The sequence below is a fragment of the Pseudomonas sp. RA_5y_Pfl1_P24 genome (assembly GCF_963970945.1).
Taxonomy (GTDB): domain Bacteria; phylum Pseudomonadota; class Gammaproteobacteria; order Pseudomonadales; family Pseudomonadaceae; genus Aquipseudomonas; species Aquipseudomonas tritici.
The window spans coordinates 96,556-122,775 of the sequence record NZ_CAXAOJ010000004.1; the positions used below are offsets into that span (position 1 = coordinate 96,556).

24 protein-coding genes, 1 tRNA gene and 1 pseudogene are annotated in these 26,220 nt (G+C 59.7%); 18 read left to right on the forward strand and 8 right to left on the reverse strand.

What is annotated here, in order from left to right; translation table 11 throughout:
- Window positions 1-108: 108 nt before the first annotated feature.
- The 5 genes from AACY30_RS07365 to AACY30_RS07385 all read right to left on the reverse strand — a co-directional run bounded on the left by AACY30_RS07365 (window position 109) and on the right by AACY30_RS07385 (window position 5,927).
- Window positions 109-2,001 carry an alkaline phosphatase family protein gene (locus tag AACY30_RS07365; protein WP_339470687.1) on the reverse strand — a complete coding sequence of 631 codons (1,893 nt, stop codon included), beginning with the start codon at window positions 1,999-2,001 and terminating at the stop codon, window positions 109-111.
- A gap of 112 nt (window positions 2,002-2,113) precedes the next feature.
- Window positions 2,114-2,320, reverse strand: a complete 207-nt coding sequence (locus tag AACY30_RS07370) for a hypothetical protein (protein WP_339470688.1) — start codon at window positions 2,318-2,320, stop codon at window positions 2,114-2,116.
- A 176-nt stretch (window positions 2,321-2,496) separates the two neighbouring features.
- Window positions 2,497-4,740 (reverse strand): ATP-binding protein, encoded by a 2,244-nt coding sequence (locus tag AACY30_RS07375; RefSeq protein ID WP_339540079.1) that lies wholly within the window; start codon window positions 4,738-4,740, stop codon window positions 2,497-2,499.
- On the reverse strand, window positions 4,737-5,351 hold the full coding sequence (locus tag AACY30_RS07380) for a biliverdin-producing heme oxygenase (protein ID WP_339540080.1): 615 nt from the start codon (window positions 5,349-5,351) through the stop codon (window positions 4,737-4,739). The genes AACY30_RS07375 and AACY30_RS07380 overlap by 4 nt, the downstream gene beginning before the upstream one ends.
- Before the next feature lie 195 nt (window positions 5,352-5,546).
- Window positions 5,547-5,927 carry a response regulator gene (locus AACY30_RS07385; protein ID WP_339540081.1) on the reverse strand — a complete coding sequence of 127 codons (381 nt, stop codon included), beginning with the start codon at window positions 5,925-5,927 and terminating at the stop codon, window positions 5,547-5,549.
- A 178-nt stretch (window positions 5,928-6,105) separates the two neighbouring features.
- On the opposite strand from AACY30_RS07385, the gene AACY30_RS07390 reads away from it, so the two are divergent.
- The 4 genes from AACY30_RS07390 (at window position 6,106) to AACY30_RS07405 (ending at window position 10,136) form a co-directional block, all read left to right on the forward strand.
- A complete protein-coding gene (locus tag AACY30_RS07390) occupies window positions 6,106-6,489 on the forward strand; it encodes a c-type cytochrome (RefSeq protein WP_339470769.1) in 384 nt (127 codons plus the stop codon).
- Window positions 6,490-6,543: 54 nt separating this feature from the next.
- Window positions 6,544-8,622 carry a hypothetical protein gene (locus AACY30_RS07395; protein ID WP_339540082.1) on the forward strand — a complete coding sequence of 693 codons (2,079 nt, stop codon included), beginning with the start codon at window positions 6,544-6,546 and terminating at the stop codon, window positions 8,620-8,622.
- Window positions 8,623-8,658: 36 nt separating this feature from the next.
- The gene (locus tag AACY30_RS07400) at window positions 8,659-9,225 is read left to right on the forward strand and encodes a hypothetical protein (RefSeq protein WP_339420661.1); all 567 of its coding nucleotides are present in this window, start codon (window positions 8,659-8,661) and stop codon (window positions 9,223-9,225) included.
- A 275-nt stretch (window positions 9,226-9,500) separates the two neighbouring features.
- On the forward strand, window positions 9,501-10,136 hold the full coding sequence (locus AACY30_RS07405) for a LysE family translocator (protein ID WP_339470705.1): 636 nt from the start codon (window positions 9,501-9,503) through the stop codon (window positions 10,134-10,136).
- 6 nt (window positions 10,137-10,142) lie between these two features.
- On the opposite strand, the gene AACY30_RS07410 is transcribed toward AACY30_RS07405, so the two are convergent.
- Together AACY30_RS07410 and AACY30_RS07415 are read right to left on the reverse strand one after the other, a co-directional pair.
- Window positions 10,143-10,472 carry a hypothetical protein gene (locus AACY30_RS07410; RefSeq protein ID WP_339540083.1) on the reverse strand — a complete coding sequence of 110 codons (330 nt, stop codon included), beginning with the start codon at window positions 10,470-10,472 and terminating at the stop codon, window positions 10,143-10,145.
- 618 nt (window positions 10,473-11,090) lie between these two features.
- The gene (locus AACY30_RS07415) at window positions 11,091-11,471 is read right to left on the reverse strand and encodes a cupin domain-containing protein (protein WP_339470710.1); all 381 of its coding nucleotides are present in this window, start codon (window positions 11,469-11,471) and stop codon (window positions 11,091-11,093) included.
- 502 nt (window positions 11,472-11,973) lie between these two features.
- Between AACY30_RS07415 and AACY30_RS07420 the strand changes: the two are divergent.
- The 9 genes and pseudogenes from AACY30_RS07420 to AACY30_RS07460 form a co-directional block, all read left to right on the forward strand.
- Window positions 11,974-12,921: pseudogene (locus AACY30_RS07420) on the forward strand (methyl-accepting chemotaxis protein); the annotation flags it as partial.
- 9 nt (window positions 12,922-12,930) lie between these two features.
- A complete protein-coding gene (locus AACY30_RS07425) occupies window positions 12,931-13,299 on the forward strand; it encodes a response regulator (protein WP_058423391.1) in 369 nt (122 codons plus the stop codon).
- 23 nt (window positions 13,300-13,322) lie between these two features.
- Window positions 13,323-13,610 (forward strand): STAS domain-containing protein, encoded by a 288-nt coding sequence (locus AACY30_RS07430; protein WP_339470715.1) that lies wholly within the window; start codon window positions 13,323-13,325, stop codon window positions 13,608-13,610.
- 40 nt (window positions 13,611-13,650) lie between these two features.
- Window positions 13,651-15,690, forward strand: a complete 2,040-nt coding sequence (locus AACY30_RS07435; protein ID WP_339540084.1) for a chemotaxis protein CheA — start codon at window positions 13,651-13,653, stop codon at window positions 15,688-15,690.
- A gap of 29 nt (window positions 15,691-15,719) precedes the next feature.
- Window positions 15,720-17,378 carry a methyl-accepting chemotaxis protein gene (locus tag AACY30_RS07440; RefSeq protein ID WP_339540085.1) on the forward strand — a complete coding sequence of 553 codons (1,659 nt, stop codon included), beginning with the start codon at window positions 15,720-15,722 and terminating at the stop codon, window positions 17,376-17,378.
- A 39-nt stretch (window positions 17,379-17,417) separates the two neighbouring features.
- The gene (locus AACY30_RS07445) at window positions 17,418-17,957 is read left to right on the forward strand and encodes a chemotaxis protein CheW (RefSeq protein ID WP_339420649.1); all 540 of its coding nucleotides are present in this window, start codon (window positions 17,418-17,420) and stop codon (window positions 17,955-17,957) included.
- 9 nt (window positions 17,958-17,966) lie between these two features.
- Window positions 17,967-18,776: a CheR family methyltransferase gene (locus AACY30_RS07450; RefSeq protein WP_339470722.1), complete on the forward strand. Its 810-nt coding sequence runs from the start codon at window positions 17,967-17,969 to the stop codon at window positions 18,774-18,776.
- Window positions 18,773-19,276, forward strand: a complete 504-nt coding sequence (cheD, locus tag AACY30_RS07455; protein ID WP_339470724.1) for a chemoreceptor glutamine deamidase CheD — start codon at window positions 18,773-18,775, stop codon at window positions 19,274-19,276. The genes AACY30_RS07450 and cheD overlap by 4 nt, the downstream gene beginning before the upstream one ends.
- A complete protein-coding gene (locus AACY30_RS07460) occupies window positions 19,269-20,345 on the forward strand; it encodes a protein-glutamate methylesterase/protein-glutamine glutaminase (RefSeq protein WP_339470726.1) in 1,077 nt (358 codons plus the stop codon). The genes cheD and AACY30_RS07460 overlap by 8 nt, the downstream gene beginning before the upstream one ends.
- 194 nt (window positions 20,346-20,539) lie before the next feature.
- Here the strand turns inward: AACY30_RS07460 and AACY30_RS07465 are convergent.
- Window positions 20,540-20,624: transfer RNA gene (locus AACY30_RS07465), tRNA-Leu, on the reverse strand.
- Between the two features lie 108 nt (window positions 20,625-20,732).
- On the opposite strand from AACY30_RS07465, the gene queA reads away from it, so the two are divergent.
- The 5 genes from queA to secF all read left to right on the forward strand — a co-directional run bounded on the left by queA (window position 20,733) and on the right by secF (window position 26,140).
- Window positions 20,733-21,782 carry a tRNA preQ1(34) S-adenosylmethionine ribosyltransferase-isomerase QueA gene (gene queA, locus AACY30_RS07470; protein ID WP_339438138.1) on the forward strand — a complete coding sequence of 350 codons (1,050 nt, stop codon included), beginning with the start codon at window positions 20,733-20,735 and terminating at the stop codon, window positions 21,780-21,782.
- 5 nt (window positions 21,783-21,787) lie between these two features.
- Window positions 21,788-22,903, forward strand: a complete 1,116-nt coding sequence (gene tgt, locus AACY30_RS07475) for a tRNA guanosine(34) transglycosylase Tgt (RefSeq protein WP_339470770.1) — start codon at window positions 21,788-21,790, stop codon at window positions 22,901-22,903.
- Window positions 22,904-22,946: 43 nt separating this feature from the next.
- Window positions 22,947-23,285: a preprotein translocase subunit YajC gene (gene yajC, locus AACY30_RS07480; protein WP_003175975.1), complete on the forward strand. Its 339-nt coding sequence runs from the start codon at window positions 22,947-22,949 to the stop codon at window positions 23,283-23,285.
- A 62-nt stretch (window positions 23,286-23,347) separates the two neighbouring features.
- Entirely contained in the window at window positions 23,348-25,216 is a 1,869-nt protein-coding gene (gene secD, locus AACY30_RS07485) for a protein translocase subunit SecD (RefSeq protein ID WP_339420644.1), read from the forward strand.
- A 9-nt stretch (window positions 25,217-25,225) separates the two neighbouring features.
- The gene (secF, locus tag AACY30_RS07490; protein ID WP_339420643.1) at window positions 25,226-26,140 is read left to right on the forward strand and encodes a protein translocase subunit SecF; all 915 of its coding nucleotides are present in this window, start codon (window positions 25,226-25,228) and stop codon (window positions 26,138-26,140) included.
- Window positions 26,141-26,220: the final 80 nt, after the last annotated feature.

The following is a 26,220-nucleotide window of genomic DNA, read 5'->3' on the forward strand; positions in this document are numbered from 1 at the left end:
AACGCCTACCCCTGTTGTCGCCGATACTCCGTGGCTGGAGCTACTGTACAACGGAGCCTGGATGCTTTGAATAGGGAAGGTGTACGGCGAAAGATTGATGGAAGATAGCTATTGCTTCGGCGCCACCATCCTCGTCTGCTCCTTCCCATCTGCGTTGTGCTGATAAATCGCGTCGGGCTGACCCTGCTCATTGAAAAATACTTGGCCAATCCCTGCCGAATTCCATAACCGCTCGCCGGCTTCGGCGTGCTCCGGAATATGGGGCACCACCTGCATGGTGCGACGGCGGGTGAACCAGTTGAGCGGCGAGCGCGGCGAGTAGAGCCAGCGATTAAGGCGGTCGAACCACTCTAGCAGGCGGGGTGGGAATTCGTTCTTGATACCGCTGCTGGTGATCTGCCAGATCCTGGGGCCGGCGTTGCGATGGCGGATCAGCACTTCGTAGACGAACGAGTAGTGCACGTCACCGGAGAGGATCACGTAGCTACCCGGCGTGCGGGAATGACGGAAGATATTGAGGATCACTTGGGCGGCTCCGCGATGGGCCATCCAGTTTTCGGCATCCACCAGCAAGGGGTGGCCGCACCAACTGAACACCTTCTGCACTGTCTCGATCAACTTGACGCCGAAGATTGGCGCGGGCGAGACGATGATGACCGAGGGGTGATCCAGCAGTTCCTGTTGCAGTTCGCTCAAGGCCTCCCAGTCCAGCAGGCCGGAAGGTTGTTTGAGGGTGAACTCGCTGCGCCAACGGCGAGTGCGGGTGTCGAGCACCACCAGGGCGGGGGTGGTGGGCAGTACGTAATGCCAGCGCTGGAATTTCAGCAACGTTTCGAGCAGTTCATCCTGCGCGCCCGCGTCCAAATGATTGGCTTTGGGCTGAGCCGTGAGGGCTTGGGTTTGGCTGACCAGTTCGCCAAACGCGTCCGGTTGGTTGCCCCAGCCCTGGCACAGCAAATAGGCAAGCAGGGCGTTGCCGATGATGCGCTTGGAGAAAGGGTGGCCGTAGGCAGTCTCCTCCCATTGGGCGCTAAGGTTCCAGTCGTCGGTGATGTCGTGATCGTCAAAGATCATCAAGGTCGACAGGTGGGCGAATACCCGCGCGACGCCCTGTAGGCCGTCGCGAAATTTATTGATCTGTACCTGTTCGCGCGCGTAGCGCTGGTGTCTTTCTACGTTCAGTTGCGCAGGTTGAGGTGCAATCAACGTCCAGGGCGTGGGCGACCATACCAGCAAGTACATTGCGATGACTTCAGCGAATGTCACCAGATGATTGTCGGCGGTGCTGCTGGTGAAGATGGGCTTTTTTACACCACCAAAGAAGCGTTCGCGCAGGGTTTCGTTGCTGTCCAGTGCGGGCAGCAAGTCGGCGCGATGGTAGTAGCTGGCGCTGTGCCTGTAGAGGCTGGCGCTGTCATCGACCACGGCGCCCTCCAGGTATTCATCGAACAGGCCCAGGCGTGCGATCAATGAATGTATCGCCCGCAGCATCGGCCCGGCCACATCATCGGCGTAGACCTGATCGCCGCTCATCATCAGCAAGGCTGGGCGATCGGTTGGGGTGTGGGCGTCTGCCAGCAGGCGGTCGACACACAGCAAACCCTCGTCGGCACTGTGATGGGGTTTGCGGCATGAGCCGTGCACCAACTGGTGGATACGGCTGTGCAACACGAAACTCGGAAGGTGGGCGTTGGCGTACAGCAGGTGCGGTGCCCAGTCAGCAATGCCGGTGCTGTCGAACAACAGGTCGTAGTCGATCGCCACGTCCAGGGGCAGTGCATCGTCCAGTGACACGTCGATCAAATGGATAAATGCCTGGCGCCCTACGGCCACAACCTGGCACTGGTCCAGGGTGATCTCCAGTGTCTGAGTTGGCAGATGCAATTTCAGCGTCAATTCAAGTGCGCGGCTTCCCACCAGCCACAACACCAGGCGCCGAGGTTCGAGACGCCGCAGCAGTGGGCCGGCCAGTACGGCGGGCAGTGTGTCGGGATGCGGCATGCAGGCAAGGATTCCATGCAGGGTGAACCGGCAAGATTAACCCCGTGAATGTCATCGTTTTGTTAAGGGCGAGCGTACGAAGGGCCGTGCACTGCCCTCCGTATAAGGCCGGTTAAAGCAGGCGGCCTTGCCCCAGGCTGTCTAGCCCACCGCCGTTTTTGCGTCGACGGTCATTGGCTGCCGTACTTCCAGGGTCAGCGGCATGCAGTTGCGTTTGTGTGTCGTCAATACTGCGCTTCCTGCGTTGGGGCTCTGCATCATCCTTCTGCAGCGGTGGGTAGTGAAAGTGGCCCAGCGAGTGGTTGATAGCGTTAAGCATGGATGTTTCCTTCTATTGGGTAGGGATTACTCCGCCTGTGAGAGCGAAGTGAGACCAAACTTATAGAGGGCGAAGCGGGCCAGCTATAAACGCGCTGCTGCAAGATATGACTGACGTGGGTAAACGCGCTTCAGACGTCATCAGAGGCGCACCGCCGCTCTCACGGTTTTACCGTGTCAGGTTGGCGAGACTTCAATTAACTTCGGCACCGTGAATCGGAACTCACTGCCACGCCCCAATTCACTTTCGGCAACGATCCTGCCGCCATGGGCCTGCACGATACCTTGCGTGATGTACAGCCCCAGGCCGCTTCCGGTCGGGTTGTTCTCCGCCTGGGTCCAGTAACGATCGAACACGTGAGGCAAGTGCTCGGGTGCAATGCCTTCTCCGGAGTCGCGCACCGAGAAGACGACGGCGTCGTCGGTGCTCATGGCGCTGATACCGATGCTGCCCTGGCGCGGGGTAAACTTGATGGCGTTGCCGATCAGGTTCGACAGCACCTGAAACAGGCGCTCGGGGTCGCCGTTGATCAGTAGGCCAGACTCGGCGTTGAACGACAGGTCGATGCCTTTTTCCATCGCCAGCGGTGCGAGCAGGGCGTAGGCCTCTTCAAACATCTGGCTCACGTCGAGCACCACCAGCTTGACCACATAGCGTCCGGCCTCGATTTTCGAGGTGTCGAGCAAATCTTCCAGCAGCACATTCATGCGCGCGGTCGCCTGTTGCATGGTGTCGATGGCCGAGGAAATCCGCCGTGAGGTGTGGGGACCATCGGAGCTGAAGGCGTTCTGCATCATGCCGCAGAGCATGGAGATAACCGTCATCGGGTTACGCAAGTCGTGTGACACCACTGCCACCAGCTCATCGCGGGCGCGCACGGCTTGTTGTTCGCGCAGTACCTGGCGAGCCAGGTCGTTTTCCAGGGCCGAGCGACGCAGGTCGTTGGCGGCGAAAAGGTCGCCATGGCTCCATTTGGAGGAGATGCCAGCCATCTCGACTTTCCAGATTTCAAACGAGGTACGTGGGCGAAGGCTTAGACCCGCGTCGGAATTTTCCAGGTTCAGTGGCTTTTTTGGGTCGCCGCTCCAGTGGATGTTCTCTTTGACTTCCGGGCGAAACCACAGCAAACCGTTGTCCACCGGCTTCGGCAGGCTCAAGGCCAGGACACCGCTGGCCACCTGCTGGTACTCGGAGGCCGGCGGATACACCGACGCCAGGTGATGACTGGCGAACACCGGCTCGCCGCTCATCTGCAACCATTTGTGCAACGCACGGATCTGCGCTGGCTCCGGGCAATTGCCATAGCGGCGCAGTTGCTTGTCTTCGATGATCGCAACGCCGCCCGAAACGGTCAGGTCCATCAGCAAGCGCGGTTGCTGGGCCAGGCCCCCGAACACGCTTTCTTGCGACGCTTTCATCGCTTGATCCAGCAGCGTCAGGGTCTCGACTTTCTCTTCACGCTGACGTGTCAGGTCCAAGGCCTCCATGGCGCTGATCTGCAACGACAAGACCTGGCCGATAGTCTGGCAGGCGGTGCGCAGGTCATTCGGCACCATCAGCGGTTCGCGGTTGCCGCAGCTGATCAGACCCCAAAGCTTGTCGCCTTTCATCAGCGAGATGCTCATGGACGACAGCACGCCCATGTTCTGCATGTACTGGCAGTGAATTGGCGACACGCTACGCAGGGTGGCGAAACTCAGGTCCAAGGGCTGCTCGGAGTCAGGGCGCAACTTGGGCAACAGCGGCACCGGCTCGTAGGCGGCGTTCGGGATGATGCGCAACCAATTGGTGCGATACAGCTCACGGGCCTGCTCCGGGATGTCGGACGCGGGGAAGAACAGCCCGTTGAACAGCTCCATGGAGGGTGACGACGCTTCGGCGATCACCTGGCCGTGACCTTCGTCTTCGAAGCGGTAGATCAGCACGCGGTCGTAGCCGGTCATGGCCTGGATTTCAGTCACGCTGATTTCGTACAGCGCTTGCAGAGTTTTCGCCGACTGCAAACGCTGCAGCATTTTGCCCAGGTCACTGGTGCGGCCGTTCAGTGCCCGTGGGCGGAAGTCCTTGAGCCGTGGTTCGAACTCCAGCACCAGCACATTCTGATGGCGGTGCAGCAGGCCTTCGAACTCCGCGCCGTTGAGCGTGACGTGCAGAGGTGCTGCGTCGAAAAACGTATTGTTTTCGGCCATGGCGCCGACGGCATTGGCGTGCTCGGTGCCTATCAGCGTGTGCAGCGGCTGGCCCAGCAACACTTCGGGTGCGTGCCCGAACAACGTGTCGACGTTGGCACTGACCTGGATGATATTCAGCCCCGGCTCCGATAACGTCAGCAGCACACCGTGGGGTTGGATCGCCCCCGGAAAGCGGATGGGCTCGTCGGCACAGTTGGCAAGCAGCTCTTCAAAATGTTCGGTTTTCATAGCAGTACCTTCTGGCTGTCGAGCCATTGCTCAAAGCAGCTGAATGTCGAACGGGCAGCATCCACCGCGCGCTGTTTGGCACGGGCATCCAGCGGCAGGCGCCCCAGGTAATCGAGAAAGTCTTTCCAGCGCCGACCTGTCTCGGCACCGTATACATCGAGAAACGCGCCACCGTTGTCAGCATTGACGCGCAGACGCTGGGCCATTTCCCGGCGCAGCACTTGGCCGCCGAGGGTCGCGCCTTCCAGCACGTACAGGGCACCGAGGCAGGCGGCGGGGGTGTCAAGGGGCGGGAGCTCGGCGCAGCGGGGCAGGGCGTCAATAGCCTGCTCATCCAAGCCCAGCGCGTTGAGGTCATTCAGTAGAGTCGGCGTTTTCGTACGCACCCCCTGGTCGAAGCCTTCAGGGATCAAATCGCATTCGTACAGCGCCGCTTCCATTGGCCCATAAAACCCGTAATACGCCTGCAATAAGCGCTGATACCAATCGGCATCCATGCGCTCGGAGAAAAACGGCAGGCGCTTTTCCAACGTCACATGCAGCAGGGCCGTACCTGTGCGCAACGTTTCTAGCAAAGAGGGCGCGCCGACGTCATGGGCCTGTGAATGCATTCAGTGAGCTCGAACTGTGGGCCTCTCGGCCATGAATGACGCATTTAAATCGGCGATAATTCTACACAACTAATGGCGGGCAGCTGTACGCGCAAAGCGAAAAGGCTGACCAGCGGATTAGAAAAGTCGCTGCTTGTTCATTCAGAGACCGCAGCGCATGCGGTGAAGTTCGGCTGAAATGATGTCGCGACGCTATCAATGCATGGACAGCCCCTTCTGGGTCAACGCCGCTTGCACACAGTCGATCAGGTGCTCAGTGCTCCAGGGTTTAGGCAAGAAACGCACCGATCCACCTAGTTGTGCTGCAATACTGGTGTTTCCGGACGTCAACACCACCGGCACCGTTGGCCACCGATGCGCGACCACTCGGCTCAAGTCATAACCGTTGAGCAAACCTGGCATCTGCACATCGCTGACGATCAGGTGCACCGGGTCATCCTCGCGCTCCAAATAAATCATTCCCTCATCCGCCGAAGGAAATGACGTCACGACCGCCCCAAAATCTTCCAGTACATCCACCATCAACGTCCGAATGATTTCGTCGTCTTCCAATACTAATATCGATGGCTGAGCCATGATCGTTACTCCACCATCAGGGTTCATAAGGTGGAGTGGGTCAGGAATGTAAGAGTTTCGATGCAAAGGTTTTTTGCCGATGGATGGTCGTGTTGTGGCACGGTTTGGTGCACTGGGCTGGCTAGCAGGCATAATTGCACCACCGTTGCTGCCAGCAGCACTCGATGTGGAGCACCCTATGAAATATACCGCCTCACTGGCGCTGATTCTTGCCGCTGGTATGTCCAGCCCCCTGACCTATGCTGCGGGTGACGCCGAAGCTGGCGGCAAACTTTTCACCAAGACCTGCGGCGGCTGCCACAGTGTCGGCGAGGGTGCACGCGGTGGTTTCGGCCCTGAACTCAACGGCATCATCGGCCGACCTGCGGGGATTACCACTGACTATCAGTATTCCGATGCGATGAAAAACTCCGGTGTGGTCTGGACCCGGGACAAACTCGCCGCCTACATCGAGGCGCCGAAGAAGGTGGTAAGGGGTACGCGGATGATCTTCTGGGGCATTAGTGATCAGGAAAAAATCGAGAACATCCTGGCGTACCTGGAAACCTTCCAGCCCAAGTGATCGGTGTCGATCGAAGCCTAAGGGCGCCACCTTACAAAACCCAGAGGCACGCTGATGGACCGGCAACTGCTCAAGCTCGCCCGCAACAAACAGCTGGCGCACCCCGCGATGCTCGACGAGTTCGACATCAACGATTGGATTGCAAAGTATCAGGCGCTTTATCCAAGGCACAGCCTCGAAAGAGGCTTTCTGGAAGGTGCACGCTGGTTGAACAGCCAATTTAAACGGGTGCAGAGCAGCCGTCTGCACTATTCGTTCAGTACAAATGAGCCGCTGACATATGACGCGCTGATCAGCGCACATATCGGGGCGGCCAATCACTTCTTCTGCGCAATGGCCGCCGAGGCGCTGCAGGCCGTCAAGGCCAACCCGGTAGCGTCCCTTGAAGAGCACCTTTCATTCCGATCTTCGTTGACTAACGGTGAGTCCGGCCTGCCACCGGATCATCTCAATATGTTGCGCCTGGATTCGCTCTGCGGGCCGATCTGGGATCTGTATCAAAACCGCCATGACCTGCGTGTGCTGTTCCCCGACAATTGCCCGCATATGCTCAGTGCTATCAACTTTTTTGCCTATGAAAGCGATTTGGTGCAACTGACCCATAGTTTCAAAAAAATCTGGCAGGAGTTGTTGTACGGCGGCATGGAATTTTTTGCCGATTCCAAAGGCGTGCTGCTCTCTTCTGCGTCGGAGCATCTGGATCTGGTCAAAGTGATTTATGAATACCGCCGTGATCACCACAACGGTACCAACGGTCTGAGAATTTCCGGTGAAATTCAGCAGGGTCGCCAAAACTATGCGCCTCAGCTTGGGGGGCAGCGCTATATCAAATGCGCCGGCACTGGCGCGTTATCGATCGGCAAGTGGTCTGAATTAAGCGACAGCGTCCAGACAGCCGCGCTTTATGCGTACCTGTCGCCGTATTACATGATCGACGAGTACCTGCATCCGTTGTTCGATGCTTCTCCCGAGCCCGCTATAAAAAGTATCGAGTGCCAGAACCTGCTGCATATCTGGCTGCACCTTTCGGTGATCGCGGCTCAACTTAAAGAACACTATGCTCAGATGTCTGCGCCGCAGCAGTGGGAAGATCTGCTCAAGCTGTGTCCGCGGTTCTCCCGTGAAACGCTTGCTGCGCGGCTTGCAGAGTGCACTGGGCTCGCGTCTGAACAGGTCGATGCGGCCATTGATCTGCTCATTTATGAGGCCAAGAGCCTGCAGCATGACCTGTGGTCGCGACCGTTGGTGAAGGTGGATGACGACGTGCTGATTCCGATCAGTGCGCCGTTGACGGCCAGCATCTCCAGGAATTTTGATATCTGGCTCAACATCATCGACCCCAAAGGCAAGCAGCGCGGACGATTGTTTGAACGTTACCTGCTCGCGGTGTTGGAAGATTGTCGCAGAACTAATCCGATCATGGCGGACTTGAAGTGGTTGGGGGCGGTTAAGTTCAGAGGAACGTCCAATGTTGTCGAGGAGATCGACCTAGTGTTCTCGTTTGGCAGGCTGCTGGTGGTGTGCGAACTGCGCAGTCGGCGAGCACCGATAACGCCGCTGGATTACCACAACGATTTTTCCGATAACAATGGCATCACCCATAAAACCCGCCAGGCGCGCCGAAAAGCCCAGCATATTCAGCAAGCACTGGGGGCATTTTGCAGCCAGTATTTTCCTCACCTCAGCGACGCGTCCGAAGTCACTGTGCTGCCGCTGGTGATCGTCAGTGGTCCTTACCACGCCGGTTTTGCATGTGACGACGTGCCCATTCTGGACGCCCACTTGCTCAGGCATTTTCTCAAGGATGGCGAAGTTCGGTTTGGAGGACGTGCGGACTCCGATACCGCGTACGACTACGGCTATGCCCTGTATAACGATGTCGAAGGCGCACAGCGTGAGTTCGCAGGTTATGCTGCGAGCCCGGCCTTGATCAGGATTTACCGAGCCATGGCCCAGCCCCGTCTGCACCGGTACCCCCTGCGGGGCGAGCAGGCTCAGCCGGTGCGGAGTCTGTTCTACGAGCTTTCAGGTTTCAGCTTCGAGGAACAATTGGCTGTAGCGCAGTCGGTTTCAGGCGGCAAGCTGCGCAAAATTGAAGGTGACAAAGTGTGGAACATTGCCAGTGAGCCCTAGTCTATTCGTCACCCTCATTCGATAAGGACATCCCCCGTGAAGCGAGTCGCGCTGCTCTCCATCGCCCTGGCCCTGGGCGCCTGCCAATCCAACCAACGCGACTCATCGCCCAGCCTGCTCAAGGACGGCATTCAGTTTCGCCAGAAAACCGTGGCTGTGGATGCGGAACACGCCAAGGTCATCATGAAGTCCAGTGGCGGCACTCCCGCCGTCGACTTCTCGATCAGCCGCGAAGGCGACCCCGACTCACGCATGGAAGCCCTCGGTAAGGTGATGGACACCGGCGAAGGCAAGGTCTTCAACTGGATCGCCAAGCTCAACCAAACCGTCGCCAGCGCCACGCTCAAGCGTTTTCCACAACTGGAAATCCAGGCCGACCCCGGCAAGAAACTCACTGTATCGGGTTACGCGAACGACACCCGCACCGGTTACTACTACACCTGCGGGCCGGAGATAAATACGTTCCGCCCGGAGAAGGCAAAAGTGTATCTGGTGGAATTCCAATTCAAGGGCTCGGGGTGTGAGCAGCATGTGTATGACGTGACGGATCCGGCGAATCGGGTACCGGTGGCTGAGGCGGGGAGTGGGGTTAAGTCGGGTTGAGGGTTAGCCGCGGTGCGGTAGACCCTGCGGGCATACCACACCGTTGAGGGTGTGGGTGCAGCAGTTGCAGAAGGAGGGCATCTGCTCGGGCGTCAGCTGTGGGGAATATTTCGATTTTCGTTTGTTTCGATCATGTCCTGCCTCGTGGGTGTATGCCGTTTTGCTCGCGGATCTGTATCTAACGCGCGCATTTTGAACGCCCTACCATGGGGGCCAAGCCGACAACCTTGGCCAAATGTTTCGCGTCGACAAACGAACACCCCAGGAGTCCAACAATGCCTGAACTGTCCAGTTGGCTGGCCTACGCGTTTATCTCCCTCGGCATGGTGCTGACGCCCGGCCCGAACATGATTTACCTGATTTCACGCTCGATCTGCCAGGGCCGCACCGCCGGGTATATTTCTCTGGCAGGTGTGGCGTTGGGTTTTCTGGTTTACATGCTGTGCGCCGCCTTGGGTATCACGGCCTTGGTCATGGCGGTGCCATTTGCCTACGACGCGCTGCGCTTCGGCGGTGCGTTGTACCTTGCATACATGGCTTGGCAGGCGATCAGGCCAGGCGGACGCTCACCATTCCAGGTGCGAGAGTTGCCCAAGGACAGCCCACGCAAGCTGTTCACCATGGGCCTGGTGACCAACCTGTTGAACCCCAAGGTGGCGGTGATGTATTTGTCGTTACTGCCGCAGTTCATCGACCCGAACGGCCATGGCAGTGTGTTGACGCAATCCCTGGCGCTGGGCTTTACGCAGATTTTTATCAGCGTGAGCGTCAATGCGGCGATTGCTGCCATGGCGGGTTCGATCGCGGTGTTTTTCGTTACCCGGCCGGGTTGGCAGGTGGTGCAGCGCTGGCTGATGGGGTCGGTGCTGATGGGGCTGGCGGTGCGGATGGCGGTTGAAGGGCGGCGGTAGGGTGCCTCACTGGATGTCTTTGAGGTAATCCTGCAGGTGGGTCAGTGGCCCGCGCAGTTCATCCAACTGAGCCGCGTTTTGCACATCACTCGCCAACCGTTGCAGCTCGCGACCCATCACCGTATCGGTCCCGCCCAATGCCTCAAGTGCTTGATCAACACATTCCGCGAGTTTGGATTGAATAACGGCCAGATCCCCCTGCCGCACCAACAACCCGAACACTTCCCGGTCATACCGATCCATCACCGGATCATCCCGCAAAACCGGGCTGCCACCGTCCGTCTCGTGCACCAGCTTCAGTGCAAAAAGCGCAACCGCTTCCAGCGTCAATTCCATGGTTTCGGTTCCTCGGTGTTTTGGAGGGAGAGTGGGGGAGGGCGATGATCACTGTTCTGCGCATGAAAAAAAAGACCCCATGCCGCGAACGGGTCAGCTCCCGCCAACGCAACGTCATCCGCCCGAGCAACGATATTGAATGGCTATGTTGCAACTCGCCGTGCCAAATGCACCCGGTCACCAGACGGAGGCGGTGCAAGGCTCAACCCATTACAAGGACGCAAACACGCATGCAGTCACTCCCCCCCCAAGCATCCACAGACACGCGAGCTGGCTTAAGCCGGCCTATGGATTAATCGATGATTTATCGCGGCGCAGGCTGGCTGACGTTGTTTACACCGGTGGTGATGGCGCGGCTATTGATGTGGCTGTGGCCCGACCCCAGCGTCAAACCCGGCAACACATCGCTGATGCACTGAACTGACAGCCGCACGCCGATGGCGTCCGCCACCACTTCTTTTTCATGCCGATGCAGTGGCCGGCGCTGGTGATCATGGTGGGCTGCACACTGATTGCCTTGCTGAAATAACCCAACCGGCCGCTAGGCCAGGCCGGCCGCGTCTCGACCTGTTCAAGGCTGCCACGGTAAGTGGTGTGAGCGAGCGGGCGACGCCAGCCTCAGATCCACTGGTCATTCACAGCCGTACGCTCCCCACCTTCATGCCCGGTGTTCAAGATGCCCCGTGGCTCGATCATCATCAGCTTGGTCTCGCCTTCAGCGGCTGTGCGGTGCTCTACGCCACGCGGGACAACGTACAGCTCACCCGGTGCGACATAAACCGGGCCGTCTGGGAGGTCGATACGCAGGGTGCCTTCAAGTACCAGAAAGGCTTCGTCGGTTTCGGGGTGGGAGTGCCAGATGAACTCGCCTTCGATGCGTACTACTTTGAACTGGTAGTCGTTCATTTCGGCGACGACGCGTGGGCTCCATTGTTGGTCGATCAGGTCGGCTTTTTGGGTGAGATTTATGGGTTTTGTCGGGGGCTGCGGCTGAGGCATGACGGATACTCTGCTAGACAAGAGTCGTCAGGTTAGCGAACGAGGGGGCGAGGGCGCTTGTACGATCCTGCAAGCAGTCTGAGCGTGTCGGCTGGCGTCGCCTACACTTAACTTCCCGCTCATTCACACATCGGTCACAAACCAGACGGAAGGCATACACCAGACCTAAAGTTGCGGCGTAAAGAGCGGATAAACTCTATGTCGTTTACATGCGCAACACTGTTCAAGGACCGAATTCATGCCTCAGCGCTCATCCAGCCGCATGCACCTTCCCGCTTATCCTCGTTTCCGTTGGTTCGCCTTGATCCCAGTCGTGCCGGCCGTTTTGTGGATACTCGTGCAATCAACCTCGATGGCCAATCTGCTGGCCTGCACGGCAGTGGTGATGATCGGCCTGGGTGCCTGTGCCTGGAGCGCGGTTGCACAGCGCAACGCAATGCAGCGAGCGATTGCGCAGGCGCAGGCAAGCCAGTCAAGTGCGCATGCCCATAACGGCATGGCCTCCCGCGCACAGCTCGATGAGGTATTGCTGGGCGCCATGCCCATCTGGGCCAAGCAGGTGGAAAGCTCGCGCGATCAGACCGAAGAAGCGATCGTGAGCCTGGCGAACCGTTTCACCGGGATCGCCACACGCTTGCAGGAAACGGTACAAGCGTCGCAGCACGCGGCCGGCGAACTGGACGGGCACTCCGCCGACGGTGCGCTTGAGGTGCTGGCGCGCAGTGACAGCGAGTTGAGCCAGGTGATCAATTCGCTCAAGGCCACTCAAGCCAGCCGTGATCAGACCCTGGCTCAGGTGCGCAGCCTGACCGCCTACACGGGCGAACTGCGCACCATGGCCGCTGATGTGGCGGCGATTGCCGCACAAACCAACCTGCTGGCCCTCAACGCGGCCATCGAAGCGGCGCGTGCCGGTGAGGCCGGTCGCGGCTTCGCGGTGGTGGCCGATGCGGTGCGCAGCCTGTCGAGCAAGTCCAGTGAAACGGGCCAGCAGATGTCGGCGAAGGTCGACATCATCAATAACGCCATTACTCAATTGGTGCAGGCCGCGTCCAGCAGCGCCGACCAGGACAGCCATTCTGTGGCGGAGTCCGAAAACAGTATTCAAGTGGTGCTCACACGTTTCCAGAGCATCACTGGGCGCCTGGCCGAATCCGCCGACCTGCTCAAGCAGGAAAGCTACGGCATCCGGGATGAGATGACCGAGGTGTTGGTCAACCTGCAATTCCAGGATCGGGTCAGCCAGATCCTCAGTCACGTGCGCGACAACATGCACGCCCTGCATGACCATCTCGTGCAGGCCAACCAGGCCCCGGACCAGCCGCTGGCCATCGACGCCCGCCAATGGCTGGCGCGCATGGAAGCCACCTACGCCACCGATGAGCAACGGCGCCTCCATCATGGCGAGGCGGCTGTGCAGCAGAATTCTCAAGACATCACTTTCTTTTAGGAGCGCATCATGGCGAAGAATGTATTAGTGGTCGACGACTCCAGCAGCGTGCGGCAAGTGGTTGGCATCGCCTTGAAAAGCGCCGGTTACGACGTGATCGAGGCCAGTGACGGCAAGGACGCCCTGAACAAGCTGACCGGGCAAAAAGTGCACCTGATCATCAGTGACGTGAACATGCCTAACATGGATGGCATCACCTTCGTCAAGGAGGTCAAGAAGCTGGCCAACTACAAGTTCACACCGATCATCATGCTGACCACCGAGTCTCAGGAATCGAAGAAGGCCGAAGGCCAGGCCGCGGGCGCCAAGGCGTGGGTGGTCAAGCCGTTCCAGCCGGCGCAGATGCTGGCGGCGGTCTCCAAATTGATCCTGCCCTGACACCCGGCGCCAGGGAGACCAACATGCCGATCACTCACGAAACAATCGACGGCACCGCCCATGTGGGCATCGACGGCGAACTCACGATCTACACCGTCGCTGAACTGGCGGGCGCGTTGTTGTCGCAGATGGGCGCGGCGCCGCGCCTGGACCTGGACCTGTCCCAGGTCACGGAAATGGATGGTGCCGGCCTGCAGTTGCTGGCAGTCATCCAGCGTGAAGCCGGCATTGCCGGCACCGCCTTGAGTGTGACCGGCCAGAGCCAGGCGGTCATGCAGGCGCTCCAACTGTGTCGCAGCGCCGCGCTTTAATCGGCACTGCCCCGTTCATTGATCGACAAGGAAAGTCCAGGTGAGCATCAATCTCGATCAGGCACTGCAGACCTTCATCGTCGAGGCCCGCGAACTGCTGCAGGCCATGGAGCAATCCCTGCTGCAGTTGGAACGCGACCCCGGCGACCAGGATGCCATCGGCGCGATTTTCCGCGCCGCGCACACCATCAAGGGTTCCGCCGGGTTGTTCGGCCTCGCGCCGATCGTGGGGTTCACGCATATCGTCGAAGACGTTCTCGACCGACTGCGCGACGGCAGTGTGGCGGTGGACGCTGCCTTGATCGCGCTGCTGCTCAAGTGCGGCGACCATATGCTTGAACTGATCGACGTGATTGCCAGCCGCGGTGAGGCGCCGACCCCAGCCGCGCTGGAGCGCGGTGAGACCTTGCGCGAGGCGCTGAGCGACTATCAGCCGCTGCGCACCGCCACTGCCGACGTCGTACCCGCTGCGGTGGACGACGACCCGGGGGGCGAAGTGCTTTGGCATATTTCTCTGCGCTTTGGCGTGGAGGTGTTCCGTAATGGCATGGACCCGCTGTCGTTCCTGCGTTACCTCGATACGCTGGGGCACATGGTGCAGGTCACCACCCTGACCGACAACATCCCCGCCCTGGAGAGCTGGGACCCGGAAAGCTGCTACCTGGGCTTCGAGATCGACCTGCGGTCGACGGCCAGCCATGCCACGCTCAACGAAGTGTTCGACTTCGTGCGCGACGACTGTGACGTGCACATCCGCGCGGTCGACGAAACGCCGGAAAGCAGCGTCGCCATCGGCATTGACTTGATCGCACAAGCCGAGCAAGGTCCGGCTCCCGCCTCGCCCCAGCGCCTGCCGGCGAACAGCGAGGCGAAAACCCGCGACGGCAGTTATGTGCGGGTCAACGCCGACAAGCTCGACGAGTTGATCAACCTGGTCGGCGAATTGGTGATCGCCAGCGCCGGCGCAAGCCTGTTGGCGCGTTCCTGTAACAACGACCCGCTGCAGGAGGCCACTTCGACGGTGTCGGGGCTGGTGGAAGAGATCCTCGATGGCGCCCTGCACCTGCGCATGATCCCCATCGGCGACACGTTCAACCGCTTCCGCCGCGTGGTGCGCGATGTCAGCCAGGAACTGGGTAAGGACATCGAGCTGATCATCAGCGGCGCGGAAACCGAGCTGGACAAGACCGTGGTAGAGAAGATCGGCGACCCGCTGATGCACCTGCTGCGCAACGCCATGGACCACGGTATCGAAAGCGCCGATGTGCGACGTTCGGCGGGCAAGTCGAGCAAGGGTCATCTGAGCCTCAATGCTTATCACGACTCCGGAAGCATCGTCATCGAAATCGCCGATGACGGCGCCGGGCTCAACCGCGACCGCATTCTGGAAAAAGCCCAGGAACGCGGGCTGGTGGCCAGCGGCGCGGTGCTCACCGACCAGGAGATCTACAACCTGATCTTCGAAGCGGGTTTCTCGACCGCCGAGGCCGTGACCAACCTGTCCGGGCGCGGCGTCGGCATGGACGTGGTCAAGCGCAATATCACCTTGTTGCGCGGCACCGTCGACCTCGACAGCCGTCCCGGCCAGGGCACCGTGGTGCGCATTCGCTTGCCGCTGACCCTGGCGATCATCAATGGCTTCCTGGTCGGCATCGACCAATCCACCTACGTGATTCCCCTGGACATGGTCCAGGAATGTATCGAGCTGGATGAACACCAGCGCCAGTCCAGCCGCGACACGGGCTATCTGGACCTGCGTGGCGAGGTGTTGCCGTTGGTGCACCTGCGTGACCACTTCAGCCATGAAGGCCCCGTTGCCCGACGCCAGAATGTGGTGGTGGTGCGCTACGCCGAGCATAAGGCCGGGCTGGTGGTGGATGACCTGCTCGGTGAGTTTCAGACCGTGATCAAACCCTTGGGCAAGTTGTTCGGCGCACTGCGCGGTATCAGTGGCTCGACCATCCTGGGCAGCGGCGCGGTGGCCCTGATCCTGGATGTACCGGCACTGCTCAATCAAATCGTACAACTGGAAGCCCGCACGTCCATGGCGCCTCAGTCGCCACCGGTCGTCGCCCGCTGATGTCTTTGCAATTCCATGGAGGTTCTCCGATGAAATGGTTCTACGATCTTAAAATTTCCACCAAGCTGATCAGTTCGTTCCTGGTGGTACTGGCGCTCACCGGGGCCATGGGCGGCTTCGCTATCCTTCAACTCGGTGCCGTCAACCATGCCGCCCAGGACATTAAGGGCAACTGGATGCCATCCATGCGCGCAGCGGCAGGCATGCGTTTTTATGCCGCCAACTATCGCTTGAAAGAAAACCGCCACATCGGTACCGAGATGGCCGAAGAAAAGGCCCAGGCCGAACGCGAGGCCACCGAGGCGCGCCAGCAGTTCGAAACCCGCATGCAGACCTACGAGCAATTGGTGTCGAACGATGACGATCGTCAACTCCTGCTCAGCGTGAAAAGCGCGTGGGACGCCTACATTGCGAGCAGCAAGCAGGTCCTGGAGTTTTCCCGTCAGAACCAGGAGGTCCAGGCCCGCAGTTTGCTCAGGGGGCAATCCAGAGGGCATTTCGATGAGGTGACCAACCGCCTGCAGAAAATGGTCGAGCTCAATGACGCCGGCGCGACTGCCGCGGGTGACAAGGGCACGGTGCTGTATGAAAGCTCACGCGTGTCGATCATCGCGGTACTGGTCGCGTCCCTGTTGATCGGTCTGGGCCTGGCGATATTCATCGCGCGGATCATTTCCCGCCCGTTGCGCCAAGCAGCGAGCGCCGCCGAGCAATTGGCCGAAGGCAACCTTAACGCACACATCGAGCCAGGTGGCAAAGATGAAACCGGCATGGTGCTCAACGCCATGCGCAATATGGTCGGCAAGCTGGCACATATCATCGGCGAAGTGCGTAACGCCTCCGATAACCTCGCCAGCGCCTCCGAACAGGTCAGCGCCACCGCGCAATCGATGAGCCAGGCCACCAGTGAGCAGGCCGCCAGTGTCGAGGAAACCAGTGCGTCGGTCGAGCAGATGAGCGCCAGCATCAACCAAAACACCGAAAACGCCAAGGTCACTGATGGCATGGCCAGCAAAGCTGCCAAGGAAGCCACCGAGGGCGGCGAATCGGTACAGCAGACGGTGGTGGCGATGAAGAAAATCGCCCAGCGCATCAGCATCATCGATGACATCGCCTACCAGACCAATCTGCTCGCGCTCAATGCCGCCATCGAGGCCGCTCGGGCCGGCGAGCACGGCAAGGGTTTCGCCGTGGTGGCCGCCGAAGTGCGCAAGCTGGCCGAACGCAGCCAGGTGGCCGCCCAGGAAATCGGGGAACTGTCTTCCAGCAGCGTGGACATGGCCGAGAAAGCCGGCAAGTTGCTCGACGAAATGGTGCCTTCCATCAACAAGACGTCCGACCTTGTGCAGGAAATCAGCGCTGCGTCCGAAGAACAGGCCGCCGGTGTCGCCCAGATCAACACGGCGATGACCCAGCTCAACCAAGTGACCCAGCAAAACGCTTCGAGCAGCGAAGAACTGGCGGCCACGGCCGAAGAAATGAGCAGCCAGGCCGAGCAACTGCAACAGGCCATGAGTTTCTTCGTGCTGGATTCAGCGTCCAAGGCCGCGGTGCAAAGCAACAGCGTGGACGGCCCCGGCAGCACGCCCAACCGTCAGCCGCCACGCACTAAACCAACGGCGCCGCGCAAGGCCTTCGCCTACACCATGGCCAGTGCCCCGGACGAATCGGATTTCACCCGCTTCTGATCGCACGATCGATGCGGGCCTACAAGGGAGAGTAGTGACATGGGCGCAGTAATGACGACTCGGCAGACCGCGGTGGCGGTCGATGAGGATGCGCAGTACCTGACCTTCATGCTGGGCGGCGAAATGTTCGCCATCGGCATCCTGGGGATCAAGGAAATTATCGAATACGGTAGCCTGACCGTGGTGCCGATGATGCCCGCTTTCGTGCGCGGGGTAATCAACCTGCGCGGCGCAGTGGTGCCGGTGGTGGACTTGTCGGCGCGCTTTGGTCGGGCCAACTCAGCGATCACCCGGCGCTCCTGCGTGATCATCATCGAGGCGAGTACCGAGGACGGCCAGCCACAGGACATCGGGCTGCTGGTCGATACGGTGTCTGCCGTGCAGGAAATCCCGACCACGCAGATCGAACCGCCACCCAGCTTCGGTGCGCGAATTCGCGCGGATTTCATCAGTGGCATGGCCAAGGTCGACGGCAAATTCGTGATCGTGCTGGAAGTGGACAAGGTGCTGTCCATCGACGAGATGTCCAGCCTCGCCGAGGCCGGCCAGGCGCCAGCCCCTGACCTCGACCCGCGTTGAGGCTCGATCATGTCAGACACCGTCTCAATCGACGATCGTGAATTCGGTCAGTTCCAGACCTGGCTGTACCGCGCGGCCGGCATCAACCTGTCGCCGGCCAAGAAAGCCTTGGTGGCCGGGCGCCTGTTCAAGCGCCTCAAGCACTATGAGCTGCAGAGCTATGGTGAGTATTTCAAGCTGATCATGAATGACCAGCGCAAGGGCGAACTGCAGGTTGCGCTGGATTTGCTGACCACCAACGAAACCTATTTTTTTCGCGAGCCCAAGCACTTCGACTTCCTGCGTCAGCACGTGCTGCCCCAGGCCACGCCGGGCCGGATGTTTCGCGTGTGGAGCGCGGCCAGTTCCACAGGTGAAGAGCCCTACAGCCTGGCGATGACCCTGGCCGAAAGTCTCGGCACCACGCCCTGGGAAGTGATCGGCTCGGACATCAGCTCCCAGGTGCTGGCCAAGGCGCGCACGGGGCATTACTCAATGGAACGCATCGAGACCTTGCCCCAGCCGCTGCTGGTCAAGTACTGCCTCAAGGGCATGGGGCGCCAGGAGGGCACCGTCTTGATCGACAAGGCCTTGCGCAGCCGCGTCAATTTTGTCCAGGTCAACCTTAACGAAGCGCTGCCGGCCCTGGGGGAGTTCGAGGTGATCTTCCTGCGCAACGTGATGATTTATTTCGATCAGCAGACCAAGCGCCAGGTGGTCGCGCGCCTGCTGCCGCTGCTCAAACCTGGTGGTTACTTGATCATCAGTCACTCCGAAAGCCTCCACGGTGTCAATGACACCTTGAAGCTGGTGGCGCCGTCGATTTACCGCAAGCCATGAAAAAGCCTGTCGGTACGGCCGAAGTGGTATTGGCACCTGGCCAAGTCAGCTTTGCGACGCAGCCGACGCGCCTGCGTACCTTGCTCGGCTCCTGCGTGGCGATCACCTTTTGGCATCCGCAACTGCGGATCGGCGGCATGTGTCACTTCATGCTGCCGGGGCGCCTGCGCAATCATCAGCCCCTGGATGGCAGGTACGCCGACGAAGCCCTGGAACTGCTGCTGCGCCACGCAAAGGTCAATGGCACGCATGCACGGGATTACCAGGTCAAGTTGTTCGGCGGCGGCGAGATGTTTCCTGATTTGCAGCGCCGCCTGCCGACGCAGGACGTGGCCAGCCTGAATATTCGCGCGGCACTGGCCCTGGCCGAGCGCTATCACCTGCACCTGACCGCCCAGGACATGGGCAGTACCGGTTACCGCACGATCATGTTCGACCTGTGGAGCGGCAGCGTCTGGGTTCGTCACCAACCAATGGGAATAGTTAAAGAAGATGCCTAACAAAAAAATCAGTGTGTTGCTGGTCGATGATTCGGCTGTGGTGCGCCAGGTACTGCTGGCGATTCTCAGCGATACGCCGGATATCCACGTCATGGGGGCGGCTTCCGACCCGATTTTCGCCATGGACAAACTCGCCCGGGAATGGCCGGATGTGATCGTGCTGGACATCGAAATGCCGCGCATGGACGGCATCACGTTTCTCAAGAAAATCATGAGCGAGCGGCCGACGCCGGTGGTGATCTGTTCCTCGTTGACCCAGAAAGGCGCGGAAACCTCACTGCAGGCGCTGTCGGCGGGTGCGGTGGAAATCATCACCAAGCCCTCAACCGGCTTAAAGAGTTTCCTGATTGAGTCGGCGGCCGAGTTGGTGGCAGCGATCCGGGCCGCAGCGAACTCCAACGTCAGGAACCTGGGAAAGCGCAGCGTCAGCCCGCCAATGACCCCGGCCAGCAAACTCAGTGCCGATGCGATCCTGCCCGCCGCCAATGGCCATGCGATGGCCCAGACCACCGAGCGTATCGTCGCCATCGGCACCTCCACCGGCGGCACTCAAGCGCTGGAAGCCGTGCTGACGGCACTGCCGCGAGTGTGCCCGGGTATGGTGATCGTGCAGCACATGCCCGAGAAGTTCACCGCTTCGTTCGCCGAGCGTCTCAACAGCGTGTGCGAGATCGAGGTGCGCGAAGCGCGCAACAACGACCGTATCCTGCCTGGCCTGGCCCTGATCGCCCCTGGCGGCAAGCACCTGATGGTCACCCGCAGCGGTGCCTATTATCACGCTCAGGTTATCGATGGACCGCTGGTCAACCGCCATCGGCCTTCCGTGGATGTGCTATTTCGTTCAGTGGCCCGGTTCGCCGGCAGGAATGCCACCGGCATCATCATGACGGGCATGGGCGACGACGGCGCGCGCGGGCTCAAGGAAATGCTCGAGGCCGGGGCCGCCACGGTCGCCCAGGATGAAGCCAGTTGTGTGGTGTTCGGCATGCCCAAGGAAGCCATCAAACTCAACGCCGCTCAGCGCATCATGGCGCTGGAGGATATTTATCTGGCGATCCTGCATAAGTGAGGGGGCAGGGTGACGTGGCGGGTGTGTAGGCAGGTGGTTTGAGGATGTTGGGGCTGGCGCTATCGCAGGCAAGCCAGCGCCCACAGTGGATCGTGTTTCAGGTGTGGGGTGGGAGGTGAGTCGTTATTCCGCCGACAAGCCACTTTTCTACAGGCGAAAAAAAAGACCTTGAATTTCAAGGTCTTTTTTTAAGATGGTGCCCCGAGGGAGAATCGAACTCCCACTTCTTTCGAAAACGGATTTTGAATCCGCCGCGTCTACCAATTCCGCCATCAGGGCTCAATGGCGGCGAAGTATAGAGATGAGATTACCGTTGGTCAATCACGTTTCATGGTCAATTTTCACTATTTCCGCTAGACTTCCCGGCCCTGCTAGACGAACCCCATCATGCGCGTTGCTGACTTTACTTTTGAGCTCCCTGATTCGCTGATCGCTCGCCACCCTTTGGCCGAGCGTCGCGCCAGTCGACTGCTGACCCTGGACGGGGTGAGCGGTGCCCTCGCACACCGTCAATTCACTGATTTGCTTGAGCATTTGCGCCCAGGCGATCTGATGGTGTTCAACAATACCCGGGTAATTCCGGCGCGGCTGTTTGGCCAGAAAGCTTCCGGCGGCAAGCTGGAAATTCTGGTGGAGCGGGTGCTGGACAGCCATCGTGTGCTGGCCCATGTGCGCTCCAGCAAGTCGCCGAAACCGGGCTCGATCATCTTGATCGATGGCGGTGGCGAAGCCGAGATGGTGGCGCGTCATGATGCGCTGTTCGAGCTCAGGTTTGCCGAAGAAGTGTTGCCATTGCTGGAGCGCGTCGGCCATATGCCGTTGCCGCCTTATATAGATCGCCCTGACGAAGACGCGGACCGCGAGCGCTATCAGACGGTTTACTCCCAACGCCCTGGTGCCGTGGCTGCGCCGACGGCCGGGCTGCATTTCGACCAGCCGCTGCTGGATGCGATTGCCGCCAAGGGCGTCGAGACGGCTTATGTGACTCTGCACGTGGGGGCCGGTACGTTTCAGCCGGTGCGTGTGGATAACATCGAAGACCACCATATGCACAGCGAGTGGCTGGAAGTCAGCCAGGGCGTCGTTGACGCGGTTAACGCGTGCAAGGCGCGCGGCGGGCGAGTGGTGGCCGTGGGCACCACCAGCGTGCGTTCGCTGGAGAGTGCGGCGCGTGATGGCGTGCTCAAGCCGTTCAGTGGCGACACCGATATCTTTATTTACCCAGGCCGGCCGTTCCATGTGGTCGATTGCCTGGTGACCAACTTTCACTTGCCGGAATCCACGCTGTTGATGCTGGTGTCGGCATTTGCCGGTTACCCGGAAGCCATGGCCGCTTATCAAGCCGCCATCGCTAACGAGTACCGTTTTTTCAGCTACGGTGATGCGATGTTTATCACCCGCAATCCGGCGCCGCGCGGCCCAGAGGAACAATCATGAGTCGTATGTCGTTTGAATTGTTGGCCACCGATGGCAAGGCCCGTCGTGGTCGCCTGACCTTCCCGCGTGGCACCGTGGAGACCCCAGCTTTCATGCCGGTTGGTACCTACGGCACCGTTAAAGGCATGATGCCGCGCGACATCGTCGCCACCGGCGCCGAGATCATCCTCGGCAACACCTTCCACCTGTGGTTGCGCCCGGGCACGGAAGTGATCAAGAAGCATGGCGACCTGCATGACTTCATGAAGTGGCAAGGCCCGATCCTCACTGACTCCGGTGGTTTCCAGGTGTTCAGCCTGGGCGCCATGCGCAAGATCAAGGAGGAGGGTGTGACCTTCGCCTCGCCGGTGGACGGTTCCAAGGTGTTCATGGGCCCGGAAGAGTCGATGCAGGTGCAGCGCGACCTGGGCTCCGACATCGTGATGATTTTTGACGAGTGCACGCCGTACCCGGCTGACGAAGACGTCGCACGGACCTCCATGGAGTTGTCGCTGCGTTGGGCCCAGCGTTCGAAGAATGCCCACGGCGACAACACGGCGGCGCTGTTCGGTATCGTCCAGGGCGGTATGCATGAAAGCTTGCGCAAACGCTCGCTGGAAGGCCTCGACAAGATCGGCTTTGACGGCTTGGCCATCGGCGGTTTGTCGGTGGGCGAGCCCAAGCACGAGATGATCAAGGTGCTGGATTACCTGCCGGGCCTGATGCCCGCTGAAAAACCTCGTTACCTTATGGGCGTTGGCAAACCGGAAGATCTCGTAGAGGGTGTGCGCCGCGGTGTGGACATGTTCGATTGCGTGATGCCAACCCGTAATGCCCGCAATGGGCATCTGTTCATTGATACAGGCGTGCTGAAGATCCGTAACGCGTTCCATCGCCATGATGATTCGCCGCTGGATCCCACCTGTGATTGCTACACCTGCCAGAACTTCTCCCGGGCTTATCTGCATCATCTGGACAAGTGCGGGGAAATGCTGGGTAGCATGTTGAATACCATCCACAATTTGCGTCACTACCAAGTCCTGATGGCTGGTTTGCGCGAGGCTATTCAACAGGGTACATTGGCCGCCTTCGTCGATACCTTCTATGCCAAGCGCGGGCTCCCTGTGCCGCCCTTGGACTGAGTTTTCCGACCCTAAGATTCACTATTTGCAACTGGAGTGCTAAATGAGCTTTTTTATCTCTAACGCCATGGCTGACGCCGCTGCGCCTGCTGCTGCCGGCCCTATGGGCGGTGGTTTCGAGTGGATTTTCCTGGTCGGCTTCCTGGTCATCTTCTACCTGATGATCTGGCGTCCACAGGCCAAGCGCGCCAAAGAGCAGAAGAACCTGCTGGGCAGCCTGCAGAAAGGTGACGAAGTTGTGACCACCGGCGGCATCGCTGGCAAGATCACCAAGGTTTCCGATGCTTTCGTGGTTCTGGAAGTCTCCGACACCGTAGAAATGAAGTTCCAGAAGGGCGCCATCGCTGCCACGCTGCCAAAAGGCACGCTCAAAGCGATCTGAGTAACAACCTTTACCAATCGACGGGGCGCGCAAGGCGCCCCGCGTTATAAGCGGGCGGCGTGATGCTGAACAAATACCCTCTGTGGAAATACGTACTGATCCTGGCGGTGCTGGCGATCGGGTTTATTTATTCCGCTCCCAATCTCTATCCTGATGACCCTGCGATCCAGATCTCTGGCGCCAGCACTTCGCTGCAGGTCAATCAGGCTGATCTGGACCGTGCGAGCAAAGCGCTCACTGACGCGGGCATTCAGGTTAAAGCGGCAACTTTGGCGGCTGGTTCGAAAGGCGGCTTGTTGCGCCTGACCAAGCAAGAAGACCAATTGCCGGCTAAAGATGTCGTGCGCAAGGCCATGGGTGACGACTACGTCGTTGCACTAAACCTGGCACAGACCACGCCACAATGGCTGCGCAGCATTGGCGCGCACCCGATGAAGCTGGGTCTGGACTTGTCCGGTGGTGTGCACTTCCTGCTGGAAGTCGACATGGACAAAGCCCTCGACGCCCGTCTGAAAGTCTACGAAGGCGACGTGAAGAGCCTGCTGCGTAAAGAGCGCTTGCGTTATCGCAGCCTGCCGCAGCTCAACGGTGCCATCCAGCTGGGCTTCTCTGACGAGGCTTCCCGTGAACAGGCCCGTGCGCTGATCCGCAAGAACTTCAACGATTTCGATATCGTACCGGCTGACCTCAATGGCCAGGCTGTACTGCGTCTGGCGATGAGCCCGGCCAAGATCGCGGAAATCCGCGAATACTCCATCAAACAGAACTTGACCACGGTACGTAACCGCGTCAACGAGCTGGGTGTGGCCGAGCCGATCGTTCAGCGCCAGGGTGCCAACCGCATTGTGGTTGAGCTGCCCGGCGTGCAGGACACCGCTGAAGCCAAGCGTATCCTGGGTAAAACCGCCAACCTGGAATTCCGCCTCGCGGCTGAGTCGGGTGCTACCCGCGCCACTTCCGAAGAGTTCGAGTTCCGCGAAGGCAATCGTCCTCCAGCGCTGATCGAGCGTGGCTTGATCATCACCGGTGATCAGGTGACCGACGCCAAGGCGGGTTTTGGCGAGCACGGTACCCCTGAAGTGAACATCCACCTGGATGGCCACGGCGGCGAACTGATGAGCCGCGCCACGCGCAGCAACGTCGGTCGCAGCATGGCGGTGATCTTCATCGAGCAACGCCCGGTTACCACCTATACCAAGCAAATGGTCAACGGCGTCGAGAAAGACGTGCCGGTACAGACCTTCAAGGAAGAAAAGAAGATCATCAGCCTGGCGACCATCCAGTCGCCGCTGGGTGCTCAATTCCGCATCACCGGCCTGAACGGTCAGGGTGAATCCTCGGAACTGGCCCTGTTGCTGCGTGCCGGTGGCCTGGCTGCGCCGATGTACTTCGCTGAAGAACGTACCATCGGCCCGAGCCTGGGTGCCGACAACATCGCCAAGGGTGTCGACGCGGCCTTGTGGGGCATGCTGTTTGTGTCGCTGTTCATCATCGCCATCTACCGTTTCTTCGGCGTCATCGCCACGGTGGCCCTGGCGGGCAACATGGTCATGCTGCTGGCGCTGATGTCGCTATTGGGTGCTACGCTGACCTTGCCAGGTATCGCCGGTATCGTGCTCACCATGGGTATGGCGGTAGACGCCAACGTGCTTATCTTCTCGCGGATTCGTGAAGAGATCGCCAATGGCATGACCGTACAGCGTGCAATCAACGAAGGCTTCGGCCGGGCATTTACCGCGATTCTCGACTCCAACCTGACCACATTGTTGGTAGGTGGGATTCTCTTTGCCATGGGCACCGGCCCGGTCAAGGGTTTTGCGGTGACCATGTCCCTCGGTATCTTTACCTCGATGTTCACGGCCATCATGGTGACCCGCGCAATGGTCAACCTGATCTATGGCGGGCGTGACTTCAAGAAGTTGTGGATTTAAGGGGCTGCCATGTTACGTACAATCAACTTCATGGGCGTTCGCAAGATTGCGTTCGGCGCTACTGTGCTCCTTACCGTTCTGGCGCTGTTCAGCTGGTTCCATAAGGGCCTCAACTACGGTCTGGACTTCACCGGCGGTACGCTCATTGAGCTGACCTATGAGAAGCCGGCCGACGTTACCGTGGTGCGCAACGAGCTGGTCAAGGCCGGCTATCACGAAGCCGTGGTGCAGAGCTTCGGTGCCACCACCGATCTGCTGGTGCGTATGCCGGGCGAAGACCCGCAACTGGGTCACCAGGTAGCTGAAGCCTTGCAGAAGGTCGGCGGCGACAACCCGGCATCGGTTAAGCGCGTCGAATTCGTCGGCCCACAAGTCGGTGAAGAGCTGCGTGACCAGGGCGGCCTCGGCATGCTGATGGCGCTGGCGGGTATTATGATTTACCTGGCGTTCCGCTTTCAGTGGAAGTTCGGTGTCGGCGCCATCGTATCGCTGATCCACGACGTGATCGTGACCGTGGGTATCCTGGCGTACTTCCAGATCACCTTCGATCTGACCGTTCTGGCGGCCGTGCTGGCGATCATTGGTTACTCGCTCAACGACACCATCGTGGTATTCGACCGGGTTCGTGAGAACTTTCGCGTACTGCGCAAAGCGACGTTGATCGAGAACATCAATATCTCCACCACGCAGACCCTGCTGCGGACCATGGCGACGTCGATCTCCACCTTGCTGGCGATTGGCGCGCTGATGATCTTTGGCGGCGACAACCTGTGGGGCTTCTCCCTGGCGCTGTTCATCGGCGTGCTGGCGGGTACCTACTCGTCGATCTACATCGCCAACGTGGTGCTGATCTGGCTGAACCTCAACAGCGAAGACTTGATCCCTCCTGCCGCTACCGGCAAGGAGGTCGACGACCGCCCTTGAGGGGGTGTCGTTGACTTGCTGTTACAAAGAAGGCGCGAGTATTGAACTCGTGCCTTTTTTTTTGCTCCAAGGCTGGGTAT